Origin of the sequence: Rhodovarius sp. (assembly GCF_040399605.1) — a bacterium.
GTDB lineage: Bacteria > Pseudomonadota > Alphaproteobacteria > Acetobacterales > Acetobacteraceae > Rhodovarius > Rhodovarius crocodyli_A.
This window is the reverse complement of the sequence record NZ_JBBARU010000013.1, coordinates 16,452-30,350: the sequence shown is the minus strand read 5'-3', so window position 1 is coordinate 30,350 and position 13,899 is coordinate 16,452. Positions and strand designations below refer to the sequence as shown.

Annotated in this window: 15 protein-coding genes; 12 read left to right on the top strand and 3 right to left on the bottom strand. The window is 65.5% G+C overall.

What is annotated here, in order from left to right; all coding sequences use genetic code 11:
- Positions 1-8: 8 nt before the first annotated feature.
- From puhA to ABWP84_RS06150, 12 genes are read left to right on the top strand one after another with little or no spacing between them, the layout of a single operon-like run.
- The gene (gene puhA / locus ABWP84_RS06205) at positions 9-776 is read left to right on the top strand and encodes a photosynthetic reaction center subunit H (RefSeq protein WP_353211138.1); all 768 of its coding nucleotides are present in this window, start codon (positions 9-11) and stop codon (positions 774-776) included.
- The gene (gene puhB / locus ABWP84_RS06200; RefSeq protein ID WP_353211137.1) at positions 773-1,456 is read left to right on the top strand and encodes a photosynthetic complex putative assembly protein PuhB; all 684 of its coding nucleotides are present in this window, start codon (positions 773-775) and stop codon (positions 1,454-1,456) included. Before puhA ends, puhB begins: the two co-directional genes overlap by 4 nt.
- Positions 1,457-1,476: 20 nt before the next feature.
- Positions 1,477-1,941 (top strand): photosynthetic complex assembly protein PuhC, encoded by a 465-nt coding sequence (gene puhC / locus ABWP84_RS06195; protein ID WP_353211136.1) that lies wholly within the window; start codon positions 1,477-1,479, stop codon positions 1,939-1,941.
- A complete protein-coding gene (locus ABWP84_RS06190) occupies positions 1,938-2,273 on the top strand; it encodes a hypothetical protein (RefSeq protein ID WP_353211135.1) in 336 nt (111 codons plus the stop codon). The genes puhC and ABWP84_RS06190 overlap by 4 nt, the downstream gene beginning before the upstream one ends.
- Positions 2,270-3,343 (top strand): magnesium-protoporphyrin IX monomethyl ester (oxidative) cyclase, encoded by a 1,074-nt coding sequence (acsF, locus tag ABWP84_RS06185; protein ID WP_353211134.1) that lies wholly within the window; start codon positions 2,270-2,272, stop codon positions 3,341-3,343. The genes ABWP84_RS06190 and acsF overlap by 4 nt, the downstream gene beginning before the upstream one ends.
- A gap of 2 nt (positions 3,344-3,345) precedes the next feature.
- On the top strand, positions 3,346-4,140 hold the full coding sequence (gene puhE / locus ABWP84_RS06180; RefSeq protein ID WP_353211133.1) for a putative photosynthetic complex assembly protein PuhE: 795 nt from the start codon (positions 3,346-3,348) through the stop codon (positions 4,138-4,140).
- On the top strand, positions 4,137-5,348 hold the full coding sequence (hemA, locus tag ABWP84_RS06175) for a 5-aminolevulinate synthase (RefSeq protein WP_353211132.1): 1,212 nt from the start codon (positions 4,137-4,139) through the stop codon (positions 5,346-5,348). Before puhE ends, hemA begins: the two co-directional genes overlap by 4 nt.
- Positions 5,349-5,395: 47 nt before the next feature.
- On the top strand, positions 5,396-6,436 hold the full coding sequence (gene bchI / locus ABWP84_RS06170) for a magnesium chelatase ATPase subunit I (RefSeq protein WP_353211131.1): 1,041 nt from the start codon (positions 5,396-5,398) through the stop codon (positions 6,434-6,436).
- Positions 6,433-8,136, top strand: a complete 1,704-nt coding sequence (locus ABWP84_RS06165) for a magnesium chelatase subunit D (protein ID WP_353211130.1) — start codon at positions 6,433-6,435, stop codon at positions 8,134-8,136. Before bchI ends, ABWP84_RS06165 begins: the two co-directional genes overlap by 4 nt.
- Complete coding sequence (gene bchO / locus ABWP84_RS06160; protein WP_353211129.1) at positions 8,133-9,008, top strand: alpha/beta fold hydrolase BchO; 876 nt, start codon at positions 8,133-8,135, stop codon at positions 9,006-9,008. The genes ABWP84_RS06165 and bchO overlap by 4 nt, the downstream gene beginning before the upstream one ends.
- Entirely contained in the window at positions 9,005-10,273 is a 1,269-nt protein-coding gene (locus ABWP84_RS06155) for a DUF3422 domain-containing protein (protein ID WP_353211128.1), read from the top strand. Before bchO ends, ABWP84_RS06155 begins: the two co-directional genes overlap by 4 nt.
- Before the next feature lie 55 nt (positions 10,274-10,328).
- Positions 10,329-11,360 (top strand): phytoene/squalene synthase family protein, encoded by a 1,032-nt coding sequence (locus tag ABWP84_RS06150; RefSeq protein ID WP_353211127.1) that lies wholly within the window; start codon positions 10,329-10,331, stop codon positions 11,358-11,360.
- A 39-nt stretch (positions 11,361-11,399) separates the two neighbouring features.
- Here the strand turns inward: ABWP84_RS06150 and ppa are convergent, their stop codons facing one another.
- From ppa to ABWP84_RS06135, 3 genes are all read right to left on the bottom strand, one after another.
- On the bottom strand, positions 11,400-11,936 hold the full coding sequence (gene ppa, locus ABWP84_RS06145) for an inorganic diphosphatase (RefSeq protein ID WP_353211126.1): 537 nt from the start codon (positions 11,934-11,936) through the stop codon (positions 11,400-11,402).
- 65 nt (positions 11,937-12,001) lie between these two features.
- Positions 12,002-13,015, bottom strand: a complete 1,014-nt coding sequence (locus ABWP84_RS06140) for a Fe(3+) ABC transporter substrate-binding protein (RefSeq protein ID WP_353211125.1) — start codon at positions 13,013-13,015, stop codon at positions 12,002-12,004.
- 91 nt (positions 13,016-13,106) lie between these two features.
- On the bottom strand, positions 13,107-13,886 hold the full coding sequence (locus ABWP84_RS06135) for an aldolase/citrate lyase family protein (protein ID WP_353211124.1): 780 nt from the start codon (positions 13,884-13,886) through the stop codon (positions 13,107-13,109).
- Between the last annotated feature and the right edge of the window lie 13 nt (positions 13,887-13,899).

Here is a 13,899-nt window from a genome sequence, read left to right as displayed (position 1 = left end):
GCGACGTCATGTTCAGCGGCAACTTCTTCCTGAATTTCGACATCACCCTGATCGCCCTCTATTTGTTTTGGGCGTTCTTTCTTGGCTTAGTGATCTACCTCAATCGTGAGAGCAAGCGGGAAGGCTATCCGCTGGTCTCTGACGTCACCGGCCGCGCGGTCGATGAAGGCTGGACCGGCATGCCTTCGCCGAAGACCTTCATCCTGCCCCATGGCGGTGGCACGGTGATGGCGCCTCGGCCTGAGACGCCCGAAGTCTTGCCGATCCACCCGACCAAGGGCGGCGGCGACCCGATCGAGCCGATGGGTGACCCGATGCAACTGGGCCTCGGCCCGGCCGCCTATGCCCAGCGGGCTGATCATCCGCATCTGTGCTACGATGACCACCAGCCCTCGATCGTCCCGCTGCGGGCCGCGTCCGATTTCTACCTGGCCGAAGAGGATCCCGATCCCCGCGGCATGGTCGTGCTCGATGCCGATGGCGAAGTGGCCGGCACGGTGGTGGATGTATGGGTGGACCGCGCCGAGTATCTGGCCCGTTTCCTCGAAGTACAAACGCCCAAGGGCCGCCGCGTTCTGGCCCCAGCACCTCTGGTGCGGGTTAATGAGACGGCCGGTCAGGTCAAGGTGAACACCCTGCTGGCGCGGCATTTCGAGGCCGCCCCGGTGACCAAGAGCGCCGAGCAGATCACCCTGCGCGAGGAAGATCAGATCCAGGCCTATTTCGCCTCTGGCCAGCTTTATGCGAAGCCCGAGCGCAGTGAGCCCTGTCTGTGAACGAACCCAAGCATCACCACCTCTCGCCGGATATTCCCGAGCATGAGGCTGAGCCGATTCCGGGTCTTCCGGAACGGCTTCCACCCGGCGAGAGCTTGCTCTGGCAAGGGCAGCCTCAGGGCAGGGGCCTCACAGCCCGCGCCCTGGGATTGCGGGCCATCACCTGGTATTTCGGCGCCTTGCTGGCGCTGCAGGCCGGGCTTGGCGCCTATCACGGGGCGGGGCTGGTGCAGCTTGGCGGTGGGCTGGTGATCTCGGGCGTGATCGGCCTGGTGGGCCTGGGCCTGCTATGGTCCATCGGCCGGGCCGCAGCGCGCGGCGCAATCTACACCATCACCAATAAGCGGGTGGTGATGCGGGTTGGCATCGCGCTGCCGATGATCCTTAATATTCCCTTCAGCGTCATTGAGAGTGTGGCACGGGTCACCCATGCCGATGGCACCGAGGATGTGGTGCTGCGTATTTTGAAACCCGCCCGCATCTCCTGGATCGCGCTATGGCCGCATGTGCGTATAGCCTCGATCCTGCATCCTGAGCCGATGTTGCGGGCACTGCCTCAGGCTGCGGGGGCGGCGCAAATCCTGGCCCGCAGCCTCGCCGCCAGCGCTGGCGTCGCCGTTCAGCCCATGGCTGCGCCCAATACCAATGCCCGTCCCGGCCAAGCCGCCGTGACGGCCTGAACCCGCCAGAGGATACACCCATGCTGCAAGCCCAGACCCAGCGAAATCCTGACTATATCTCGCGGATGTTCATCCTGGTGGTTGCCAGCATGGTCCTCCTGACATTGGCGGCCGTGGGCAGCGCCGGTTGGTGGCGCGATGCACCCGCACCCAGCACCGAGGTGCCGCGCATTTCGCTCGTGCTGCGCTTCATCGAGCAGCCCGATGGCGGGCTGTCGGTCGTCGATATGGCAACCGGGCGGGAGTATGACCATCTCGCCGCCGGTGAGAATGGCTTCCTGCGCACGATGATCCGGGTCATCCGCCGTGATATTCTTCGTACCGATGCGACGATTTCGATGCCATTCCGTATCGAGGCGTGGCAGGATAACCGCGTCACCCTGACAGATTCCGCAACGGAGCGCAGGGTGGATCTGAGGGCATTCGGCCCAACAAACGCCGAGGTCTTCATTCGTTGGTTGAGTGAGAAGGAAGTAAGAGGATGATGGAGAGCCGGGAGGTTCGTCGGGGCTGGTTTGCACCTCGTAGCATCGAGGTGCCATGCACCGTTGAAATCGAACAGAGTTTTGACAGTCTTCACGCCCATGCCATCCCTGAGGGCATTGTGCTGCGCCCCGGCGATAGGGTGATTGTCCATAACGCCCCTGATCATGTGGCCTATGGTGAAGTGCGCAGCTATCAAACCCGAGCCACCGTGCTGCGCGCTGGCCCGCTCACCCGTTTATGGACCGAGCTCTCGGCCATCGCCGAACTCACCGAACTCTACCATTGCGGCTTTGAGCCCAAGGGCCACCTGGAGGCTCAGCAGGCAGCATGAACGCGATACAGCACCCCCCCATCCGTGGGCAGAACGAAACCACGCAAATGGCGACGACGGACACCGTCCTCTCGCCGCGCTTCTACACCACCGATTTCGCGGCGATGGACGCGATGGATGTGAACCCCATCCGCGCCCAATGGGACGCGCTGATGGATGAGTTCCGCCGTGACCCGAATAAGGGCCATTTCGTCCGCAACAGCGATTTCGATAAATTCAGGCTCGATGACCTGCCGCCGGCCTTGCAAAAAGAGGTGGTGGATTTTCTGGTCAGCTCCGTCACCGCTGAATTCTCCGGCTGCGTCCTTTATGCCGAGATCCGCAAGCGCGTAAAAAATCAGGACATGAAGGACCTTTTCGGCTTCATGAGCCGTGATGAGGCGCGCCATGCCGGCTTCATCAATGATGCGCTGAAGGATTTGGGCATTGGCGTGGATCTGGGCTTCCTAACCAAGGCCAAGAAGTACCATTACTTCACGCCGAAATTCATTTTCTACGCCACCTATTTGAGCGAGAAGATTGGTTACGCGCGTTACATCACCATCTTCCGCCAATTCGAGAAACACCCCGAGCTGCGCTTCCACCCGATCTTTCAGTGGTTCGAGAAGTGGTGCAATGACGAATTCCGCCATGGCGAGGCCTTTGCCCTGCTGATGCGCGCGAACCCCAAACTCCTCTCGGGGCCGAATGTGCTCTGGGTGAAGTTCTTCCAACTCGCCGTCTTCGCCACCATGTATGTGCGCGATCATGCAAGGCCTGAATTCCACAAGGCCCTGGGCATGACACCCGATGATTACGACATGCAGGTCTTCCGCATCACCACCGATATCTGCAAGCAGGTCTTCCCGGTCACCTTGCCGATCGATAACCCGGCCTTCCTTGCCGGGCTCAAGCGCCTGCTGGCCATCTCTACCCAGCTTGATGCCGCCCGTGCGGCACCAGGTCTGGGTGGGCGGCTGAAGCGCCTTGGCCTGCAGGCGCAGGCGGGGCTGGGCTTCGTGCGGCTCTATCTGCTGCGCGGCAACAAGGCCGCATTGCCGGCCGATGTCCGCATGGCGCCGGCCTGGTAAGCATGCTCGACTTTCTGCCCGCCGCGATGCTGCCCATCCTGTTCACCGTCTTTGTGTGGTGGTTCGGCACTGGCGTGGTGTATTTGCTCAATCAGCTCCGGCCGGAGACTTTCGGCTGGAGCATGATGGGCGCTTCGGCCGTGCTGGGGGGCGCCTTTCTGGGGCTGCTGCTCACCGTGCGCGATATCGGCCCCGGCGGGCCTTACCATGGCTTTCTCTGCGCCGTGCTGATCTGGGCCTGGGCCGAGATGGGCTTCCTCACCGGGCGGGTGATGGGGCTTTCGGTCCAACCGCTGCCTCAGGGCACGGTGGGTTGGCCGCGGCTTCGTGCTGCGGTGGCAGCCATCCTGCATCATGAAATCGCGCTCTTGGTGCTCGGCGCTGGTGTGTTGGCCGTGTGCTGGAACCAGCCGAACCAGTCCGGCCTATGGACCTGGGCGGTGCTGTATTTCGCCCGGCTCTCCACCAAGTTGAATCTTTATTTCGGCGTGCTGAATCTGGGTGAGGCGATGATGCCCGCGCATCTCTCCCACCTGCGCAGTTTTTTCCGCCAGCGCCGGATGAACGCCTTCTTCCCCTTCTCCTTGGCACTTTGCATTGCTCTGAGCTGGTGGCTGATCGATGCGGCGCGTGCGCCAGGCGCCAGCGCCTTTGAGGTTGCGGAGAAATCCATGCTGGCCACCCTCGCGGTGCTGGCGGTGATCGAGCACCTCTTCCTGGTGCTGCCAATTCGCTCCGAGGCGCTGTGGACCTGGAGCCGTAAAACAACAATGACCGGGCCGATGGAGGCACCATGAACTACGAAGCATTCTTCCAGACCAAGATTGCCGGCCTTCACGAAGAGGGCCGCTACCGCGTCTTCGCCGAGCTGGAGCGCCATCGCGGCAAATTCCCCATGGCCACCAATCACGGCTCAGGCAACCGCGCGCCGGTGACGGTGTGGTGCTCGAATGACTATCTCGGCATGGGCCAGCACCCCAAGGTGCTGGTTGCAATGCATGAGGCGCTGGACCGCAGCGGGGCAGGGGCGGGCGGCACCCGCAATATCGGTGGCACCAACACCGATCATATCCGCCTCGAGGCCGAATTGGCCGATCTGCACGGCACCGAGGCGGCGCTGCTGTTCAATTCAGGCTACATGTCCAACCTCGCCACACTCTCCACCCTGGCATCGCAAATGCCCGATTGCGTCGTGCTGTCGGACGCGCTGAACCACGCTTCGATGATCGAGGGCATTCGCCACAGCCGCGCCAAATGCGTGGTGTGGAAGCATAATGACCTGGAGGATCTGGAAGCCAAACTCGCCGCCATTCCGGCCGAAACCCCAAAGCTGATCGCCTTTGAGAGCGTCTATTCCATGGATGGCGATGTCGCCCCCATCGGCGCCATCTGCGACCTCGCCGACAAATACAATGCCATGACCTATCTCGATGAGGTCCATGCCGTTGGCATGTATGGCGCGCGCGGCGGTGGCGTGTCGGAGCGTGATGGCGTGGCCCATCGCCTCACCGTCATCGAGGGCACGCTGGCAAAGGCCTTTGGCGTGATCGGCGGCTATATCGCGGGCTCCGCCAGCATGGTGGATTTTGTCCGCAGCTTCGCCTCGGGCTTCATCTTCTCCACCGCCCTGCCGCCCGCCGTGGCCGCAGGCGCCGCGGCCTCCATCCGCCACCTGAAGGAGAGCGATGCCGAGCGCGCGGCGATGCATGACCGGGTCGCCGTGCTGCGCGCCCGCCTCGATGCCACCGGCATTCCGCATCTGCCCAATCCCAGCCATATCGTGCCGGTGATGGTGGGCTGCCCCGTGGCCTGCAAGCGCATCAGCGATACGCTGCTCGAGCAGCACGGCATCTACGTCCAGCCGATCAACTACCCCACCGTGCCGCGCGGCACCGAGCGTCTGCGCTTCACCCCCAGCCCGCTGCACAGTGATGCGGATATCGATCACCTGATCTCCGCCCTCAGCGAAGTCTGGTCGAGCCTGAGTCTGCAGCGCGCCGCATGATGGATGGTAACGCCCCATCCGGGGGCGGTGTTGGTAGGGTACAAGCCGTGGCCCAACCGCTGCGGCGCAAGCCGGTATTCCCCTTCACCGCCATCGTGGCGCAGGAGGAAATGATCCTTGCCCTGCTGCTGGCCGCGGTCGAGCCCATGCTCGGCGGCGTTCTGGCGCTGGGTGATCGCGGCACCGGCAAATCCACCGCCGTGCGCGCCTTGGCGCAATTATTGCCCGACATGGCCGTGGTTCCGGGCTGCCGCTACAATTGCGACCCCGCCCGCGGTTGCGCCATGCCGGATGATTGCGCCTCACAGGGCGATAGCATGGTCCCGGTGCCGGTGGTGGACCTGCCGCTCGGCGCCTCGGAGGACCGTCTGGTGGGCGCGCTCGACCTCGAACGCGCCCTCACCCGCGGCGAAAAAGCCTTCGAGCCCGGCCTCCTCGCCCGCGCCCATCGCGGCTTTCTCTATATCGACGAGGTGAACCTGCTCGAGGACCATTTGGTGGACCTCCTACTCGATGTCGCCGCCTCGGGCGAGAATGTGGTGGAGCGCGAGGGTATCTCGCTGCGCCATCCCGCCCGTTTCGTGCTGATCGGCTCCGGCAATCCCGAAGAGGGCGAGCTTCGCCCCCAATTGCTCGACCGTTTTGGCCTCGCGGTCGAACTTCGCACCCCGCAGGACCTTCCCACCCGCGTTGAGGTCGTCAAACGTCGCGATGCCTTCGAGCGTGATGCCACAGCGTTTTGCGAGCGCTATGCCGAGGCCGAGGCCGCGCAGCGCGCCCGCATCCTCGCCGGCCGCGCGCTGCTGCCCCATGTCAGCGTGCCAGACGCGATATTGGAAGAGGCATCGAAGCTGTGCATGGCACTCGGCACCGATGGCCTGCGCGGTGAATTGACCCTGCTGCGCGCCGCCCGCGCGCTTGCGGCGCTGGAGGCTTCGGCCGAAGTCACAATCAGCCATCTCCGCCGCGTGGCGCTGCCGGCGCTGCGCCACAGGCTGCGCCGCAACCCCCTCGATGACAGTTCCTCGACCAGCCGTGTCGAGCGCGCCGTGGTCGAGAGTTGGGGCGATGAACCGGACCGGTCATGAGTGCCGAGGCCGCGCTGCTCTGCGCGGTGGACCCGGCGGGTCTTGGTGGTGTGGCGCTGCGCTGCGCCGCCGGTCCGCAGCGTGACGCATGGCTCGCTGGCTTCCGCGCCCTGATGGGGCAGACCCCCTGGCGGCGTATTCCGCCCGATCTGCCCGATAACCGCCTATTGGGCGGGCTGGACCTCACCGCCACCCTGGCGCTGGGCCGGCCAGTGGCCGAGGCAGGTGTGCTCGCAGCGGTGAATGGCGGCACCCTGGTCATCGCCATGGCCGAGCGTATGCCCAGCGGCACCGCCGCGCGCATCGCCTCGGTGATGGATGCCCACGCCGTGGTGATCGAGCGTGAGAGCGTGGCCTTCAACGCCGAAAGCCGCTTTTGTACCTTGATGCTGGATGAGGGGATCGAGGCTGATGAAAAGGCACCGCCCGCGCTGCTGGAGCGGCTGGCCTTTCACGTCCTGCCCGGCGAGGCGCCGCCCGATATCGATCTGAGCGAGGCGCGCGCGCTTTTGCCCGCCGTCACCATGGCCGATGAATTCATCGCGGCCCTGACCGCCGCCGCCATGGCGCTGGGTATCGCCTCGCCGCGCGCCGTGCTGCTCGCGCTCAACGCCGCCCGCGCCGCCGCCGCGCTGGATGGCCGCGAGGTGGTGGAGAAGGCGGATGCTGAACTTGCTGCCCGCCTAGTGCTCGCCCCCCGCGCTACCATGGCCCCGCCGCCACCGGATGGCGAGGAGGAAGAGCAAGAACCGCCCCCGCCACCGCCAGAGCAAAACCAGGACGAGCCGCCGCCGCCCGTCGAACAGGCGCCGCTGCCCGACCCCAAGGAGTTGGAGGAACTGCTGCTGGCCGCTGCCGCCGCAAACCTGCCGACTGACCTGCTGGACAAGGCCAAGCTGGCCGCGCTGACCAGCCGCACTGGCGGCGGCCGGGCCGGGGAGGCGCGCGCCCAGGCCAAGCGCGGCCGCCCCATAGGCTCACGCGCCGGCGAGCCGCGTGGCGATGCCCGCATGGCGGTGCTTGATACGCTGCGCGCCGCCGCCCCCTGGCAATCCATCCGCGCCAAACCGGCGCATGCGCGCATTGCCATCCGGCGCGAGGATTTCCGCATTCGCCGCTACAAGCAGAAGAATGAGGTGACCGCGATCTTCGCCGTCGATGCCTCGGGCTCTTCCGCGCTCAATCGTCTGGCCGAGGCGAAGGGTGCGGTGGAATTGTTGCTGGCGGATTGCTATGTGCGGCGTGACCGCGTGGCGCTCATCGCCTTTCGCGGCAGCCGAGCGGAGGTGCTCTTGCCCCCAACCCAGGCGCTGGCCCGTGCCAAGCGCAGCCTGGCCGGCATGCCCGGCGGCGGGCCCACGCCGCTCGCTTCGGGCATTGATGCCGCGGTGGAATTGGCAGCGGCCGAGCGCCGGGCAGGGCGCTCGGCCCTGATTGTGCTGATGACCGATGGCCGCGCCAATATCGCCCGTGATGGCGCGCCCGGCCATACCCGCGCCAATCTCGATGCGCTGGACGCCGCCCGGGCGATGCGCGCCGCCGGTGTATCCTGCATCCTGCTCGATACCGCCCCCCGGCCGCAACCCACTGCCCGCGCTTTGGCCGAGGCCGGGGCCGCCATCTATCTGCCGATGCCCATGGCCGATGCCGCCCGCATGGCGCGCGCCGCGGGGGCCGCCGCACAGCGCCTCACCTCATGAGCGACAGGCCGGATTGGCGCCTCGATGGCCGCGACTGGCCCAATGCCGGCGCCAGCCACTTCGTCCAGGCCGGCGGGATTGAATGGCATGTCCAGCGTAAGGGGCTGCAAGGTCCATCGGTGGTGCTGCTGCATGGCACCGGTGCCGCCACCCATTCCTGGCGGGGGGTTCTGCCGCTGCTGGCCGAACACGCCTCGGTGCTGGCAATGGACCTGCCCGGGCATGGCTTTTCCAGCACCCCGCCACCGGCGCAAATGGGCCTGGCCGGCATGGCCGCCCATCTTGGTGCCCTGCTGCAGGCCGAGGCGGTCAGGCCTGACATCATCATCGGCCATTCCGCCGGTGCCGCCATCGCCATTCGCATGGCGCTCGAGGGCCGGATAGCGCCGCGCCACATCATCAGCCTCAATGGCGCGCTGCTGCCATTGGGAGGCGTTGCGGGGCAGATTTTTTCGCCCTTGGCGCGTGCCCTGGTGGGCCTGCCCTTTGTGCCCTGGCTCGTTGCCTGGCGGGCGGCGGACCGTGCGACGGTTGAGAAATTGCTGCGCGAGACCGGCTCACGCCTCGATGCCCGGGGCCTAGAACTCTACGCGCGGCTGTTTCGCCGCCCCGGCCATGTCGCCGGCACGCTGGCGATGATGGCGGCTTGGGACCTGCCGGGTTTCGCGCGGGACCTGCCGAAACTCACAACGCCACTCACCTTGGTCTCGGCCCTGGGTGACCGCACCATCAGCCCCAACACAGCGCGGCGGGTGCAGGCCATTCTTCCGGCCGCCACCCTTGTTGATTGGCCGGGCTTGGGCCATCTCGCACACGAAGAAGCCCCCGCCCTGCTGGCTTCGCTGCTGGCCAATATCATGGTGCCCGCGTGACCCTGCCGCCTGAACATCATTTGCGCGCCGAACTGAATTATGAGGTGCATGCAAGGCCGCCCGATACGCTGATGGGGCCCTTGCGGGTGTCCTATCTGGCGCTGTTGAGCGGCGATGCCCCGCGCGGCGCGGCACTGGCTGCCATGCGCACCCTGGCGCTGCGCTTTGGCGTGGTGCCGCCTGGGGATGGCGCCAGCCATTGGTCGGCCGATCTGGGGATTTTCCGGATACGCTGGGAGCAGCACACCGAATTCCATCGCGTGATGTTCATCCGCGACGGTGTGGCGGAGAAGCCCTTCGCCGAACCTGCCATCACCTTCGTGCCGAGCGACTGGGTGGCCGCGCTGCCCGGTGAATTGCTGGTCGCCGCCGACCTGGAACTCGCCCATGACGCCGAAGAGACGCTGGCGATGGATATTTTTGGCGACAATCAGGTGGTGGGCTCCGTCATCGGTGGCCGTGGCCTCGCCTTCACCGATTTCAGGATCAGCGGCAATGGCTTTGCCCGCTTCCTGGTGGTGCAGGGCAGCATGTCCGCCTCCATCACCGGGCGCAATGTGCAGCGCCTGCTGGAGATCGATACCTATCGCATGATGGCGCTGCTGGCGCTGCCGGTGGCCCGCGCGCTTTCGCCCAAGCTCACCCATTGGGAGCAGGAACTGGCCGAAATCGCCACAGCCCTCACCAAGGCGAGCCCTGAAGACGAGCCGGTGCTGCTGGAGCGCCTCACCCGCCTGGCCAGTGAGATCGAGAGCCAGGAGGCAGCGACGCGCTACCGCTTCTCCGCCGCCGCCGCCTATTACGCCCTGGTCCAGCGCCGCATCGCCGAATTGCGTGAGGAGCGCATGGAGGGGTTGCAAACCTTCCAGGAATTCACCGAACGCCGCCTGGCACCGGCCATGGACACTTGCCAATCCACCACCGCCCGGCAGGAGGCACTGTCCCGGCGCGTGCTGCGCGTCACCCAATTGCTGCAGACCCGGGTCGATATCACCCGTGAGGCGCAGAATGGCGCCGTTCTGCTCTCGATGAACCGCCGGGTGCGGCTGCAATTGCGGCTGCAGCAAACGGTGGAGGGGCTCTCGATTGCCGCCATCACCTATTACGTGGTGGGGCTGGCCGGTTACGCCGCCAAGGGCATCGCCCCCCATTGGGGCATCGACCCTGACTGGGTGACGGCGGGCGCCGTGCCGGTCGCGGCCGGTTTTGTCGCCTGGGGGCTGCATCGTGCGCGGCAAAGACTAGCGCTCCGGGAAGATGATTGACGGCCCCCGCCAGCCCGCTCCAATCTGCTCCCGAAACAATCTATCCGGGGAAGCAATGACGTCCACCCTGCCGCAATTGGCGCCATTTGAGGCCGACCCGATGCGCCCCGAGGATCTGGCCGCCTGCCGCGCCGCCCTGGTCGTGGGCTCCAAGAGCTTTGCCACCGCGGCGCGCATCCTCCCCCGGCGGGTGCGCGCGCCGGCCACCGCGCTCTACGCCTTTTGCCGCGTGGCGGATGACGCCGTGGACACTGAGGCCGACCCCAAGGCCAGTGTGCGCCGCCTGCGCGAGCGGCTCGATGCCATCTATGTCAACAAGCCGATCAACCACCCGGCGGACCGCGCCTTCGCCGCTGTCGTCGCTGAATATGAGATGCCCAAGGAATTGCCCGGCGCGCTGATCGAGGGTTTTGAATGGGATGCGGAGGAGCGGCGTTATGACACGCTCGATGCGCTGCATGCCTATTGCGCCCGCGTGGCCGGCACTGTGGGGGCGATGATGGCGCTGTTGATGGGCGTGCGCGACGGCCCGCGCCTCGCCCGCGCCTGTGACCTTGGCGTCGCCATGCAACTCACCAATATCGCCCGCGATATTGGTGAGGATGCCCGAAATGGCCGCATCTATTTGCCCTTGGACTGGATGCGCGAGGCCGGAATTGACCCTGAGGCCTGGCAGCGCAACCCCAGCTATACCCCGGCGCTGCGCGAGATCACCCATCGCATGCTGGCCAATGCCGATATGCTATATGCCCGTTCCGAGGCAGGGATTGCCGCCCTGCCATCCGATTGCCGCTCTTCGATCCGCGCTGCCGGGCGGATTTACGCCGAGATCGGCCGCATGGTCCGCGCGGAGGGTTTTGATCCGGTGACGAAGCGGGCCATCGTGCCCAAGGGCCGCAAGCTGGTGCTGCTGGCCAATGCCATGCTGCCCCGACTGGCCCGCTCGGCCACGCTCGCCGAGCCGCCACTTGATGCCACCGCCTATCTGGTGCGCGCCGTGCCCAATCCCATCGGTGGCGATAGCCTGGGCGAGCGGATTGAATGGCTGATCGGCGTGATCAACAGGGTAGAGGGACGGGCGGCCTGAAGCGCCCCGGCATGTGATGGCGGCCGGGGCGAATGGGCCTCAGCCCTTGCTCGCCTTCGCCCGCTCTATCGCCTCGAGAATCAATTCGCGCGCCCGGGCAGCATTGCCCCAGCCGATCACCTTCACCCATTTGCCGGGCTCCAGATCCTTGTAGTGCTCAAAGAAATGCCGAATCTGGTCGAGGGTGATCTGCGGCAGATGCGTCACCTCATGCACATCGACATAGCGCTTGGTGAGCTTGGGGCTGGGCACGGCGATAATCTTCTCATCATGCCCGCCATCATCTTCCATCAACAGCACGCCCACTGGGCGAACATTGATTACCGCACCGGGCGCGATGGGGCGGGTATTGGCCACCAGCACGTCGATGGGGTCGCCATCATCGCTCAGCGTATGCGGCACGAAGCCGTAATTGCCGGGATAGCGCATCGGCGTGTGCAGAAAGCGGTCAACGAAGAGCGTCCCCGCTTCCTTGTTCATCTCGTATTTGATGGGTTCGCCGCCGATACCCACCTCGATGATGACGTTCAGATCGTCGGGTGGGTTCTTGCCGATGGGGATGGCGTCGAGATTCATGGAGCGCTCCGTGTTGCGCTGCGGCTTAACCACGAAGCCCCGACTTGTTCAATCCGCGCCGTGCTTCAGCGCCAGCCCGCCCGCTGCATCAGGCGCAGCGCCTCGGGCATATTGGCGGCCAGGTCGCTGGCGCTGATCGGGTCTTGGCGAAAGCTGCCCAAGCCGCGCAGGAAGGGATGAATCTGCGCATCGGCCACCACCGGATATTCCATATTGCTGCCCGCGAAGAGCGCCTGGGCGGCGGGGCTGGCCATATATTCCAAGAAGGCCTCGGCCGCCGCCCGATTGGGCGCATTGCGAATAATCCCCGCACCAGAAACATTCATATGCGTGCCGCGGTCGCCCTGATTGGGGAAAAGCACCCCCACCCGCTCGGCCAGTTCACGCTCCTCGGCGCGTGGGGAGATATGCAGCAGCCCCAGATAATAGGTATTGGCGATGGCCAAGCGCCCCTGGCCGGCGATCATGGCCCGAATCTGGTCACGATCGCCGCCCGAGGGCGGGCGGGCCAGGTTCTGGGCAATGCCACGGGCCCAGGCCTCAGTCGCCGCAAGCCCATCGGCCGCCAGCATGCTCGCCGTCCAGCCGATATTGTAGATATAGCCTGAGCTGCGCACGAGCAGGCCATTGGCAAACTCCGCCCGTGCCAGATCCTCATAACGGGTCAGCTGCGCCGGCAGACCGCGGGCCTTGTCATACATCACCACCCTAGCGCGGCTGGTAAAACCGAACCAATGCCCCTGCGGGTCGCGCAAATGGGCGGGAATCCGCGCCTCCAGCGTCGCATTGCGGGTGGGCTGGAAAACACCGCCATCCTTGGCCCGCGCCAGCCGGCCGATATCAACGGTGATCAGAATATCGGCCGGTGAATTCGCCCCCTCTGCCCGGATGCGCTCGAGCAACTGGTCCACATTCGCCTCAATCACCCGCACCCGAATGCCGCTTTGCCGGGTGAAGGCGTCCCATAGCTCACGGTCAGTGTCGTAATGGCGGGCGGAGTAGATATTGACCACGCGCTCCTGCGCGATGGCCGGAGCGGCGAGAAGGGCAGGAAGGGCAAGAAGATGGCGGCGCTGCATGGGAGAATCCGAAGTGATGCTCCCCCCATAGTGCAGTTGCGAGACATTCGCAACTAACTTGCGAATCATTCGCAATCCTGCCAAACCACCCTCACAGCCCGGCCAAAAACCGCGCCCGTGCCGAGGCCCCGGCCATCAGGAAAGAATGGTCCGACCCGCCCAGGATGAACCGCGCCCCCAAAGCCGCGTATTTCGGCGCCCAGACCTCGTCATAAACCCCGCCCATGCCCAAAACCTTGCCATGCGCCGCACAGGCCGCCGCCACCCGGGCATAGGCCGCCTGCACATCGGGGTGGCCGATCTGCCCGGCAATGCCCATGGTGGCGGTCAGGTCCGAAGTGCCGATCATCAGGCTGTCGAGCCCCTCGGTCGCGGCGATGGCCTCGACATTGGCCACCGCCTCGGGCGTTTCGATCATGCCGCAGAGCAGGATATGCGCATTGGTCTCGGCCTGCGCCGTGGCGGTATCGGGCGCGCGATAGCCGTATTGGATGGGCGGCCCACCCCAGCTGCGCATGCCCTGCGGCGGAAAGCGAAAGGCGCGCACCATCTCGGCCGCATCCTCGGCGGTGTCGATATGGGGCACCACCACGCCCATGGCGCCATTATCCAGGCAGCGCGTGCCCTCAAACAGCGCGTCGCGGCAGCAGCGCACGATGGGGGTCACACCTTGGCCCTGGGCCGCCACACACATGGCGCTGGCCTGGTCCACGCTCATCGCGCCATGTTCCATATCAATGAAAATCCAGTCAAAGCCAGAGGCTGCGGCCAGGGCGCCCGCCACCGGGCCGCGCAGGTGATGAATGCCAAAACCGATCGCGGTTTTTCCCGCGCGCAGCTTGTCCAGCGTGTGATTGGGGGTGATGGCCATGCTTGTTTCCTCC

Bases quoted from the DNA above. Each gene is read 5' to 3' on its own strand.
- puhA (WP_353211138.1), top strand. From the start codon at position 9: ATGTTCAGCGGCAACTTCTTCCTGAATTTCGACATCACCCTGATCGCC.
- puhE (WP_353211133.1), top strand. From the start codon at position 3,346: ATGCTCGACTTTCTGCCCGCCGCGATGCTGCCCATCCTGTTCACCGTC.
- ABWP84_RS06140 (WP_353211125.1), bottom strand. From the start codon at position 13,015: ATGCAGCGCCGCCATCTTCTTGCCCTTCCTGCCCTTCTCGCCGCTCCG.
- ABWP84_RS06190 (WP_353211135.1), top strand. From the start codon at position 1,938: ATGATGGAGAGCCGGGAGGTTCGTCGGGGCTGGTTTGCACCTCGTAGC.
- ABWP84_RS06165 (WP_353211130.1), top strand. From the start codon at position 6,433: ATGAGTGCCGAGGCCGCGCTGCTCTGCGCGGTGGACCCGGCGGGTCTT.
- hemA (WP_353211132.1), top strand. From the start codon at position 4,137: ATGAACTACGAAGCATTCTTCCAGACCAAGATTGCCGGCCTTCACGAA.
- ABWP84_RS06135 (WP_353211124.1), bottom strand. From the start codon at position 13,886: ATGGCCATCACCCCCAATCACACGCTGGACAAGCTGCGCGCGGGAAAA.
- bchO (WP_353211129.1), top strand. From the start codon at position 8,133: ATGAGCGACAGGCCGGATTGGCGCCTCGATGGCCGCGACTGGCCCAAT.
- ABWP84_RS06150 (WP_353211127.1), top strand. From the start codon at position 10,329: ATGACGTCCACCCTGCCGCAATTGGCGCCATTTGAGGCCGACCCGATG.
- puhC (WP_353211136.1), top strand. From the start codon at position 1,477: ATGCTGCAAGCCCAGACCCAGCGAAATCCTGACTATATCTCGCGGATG.
- ppa (WP_353211126.1), bottom strand. From the start codon at position 11,936: ATGAATCTCGACGCCATCCCCATCGGCAAGAACCCACCCGACGATCTG.
- acsF (WP_353211134.1), top strand. From the start codon at position 2,270: ATGAACGCGATACAGCACCCCCCCATCCGTGGGCAGAACGAAACCACG.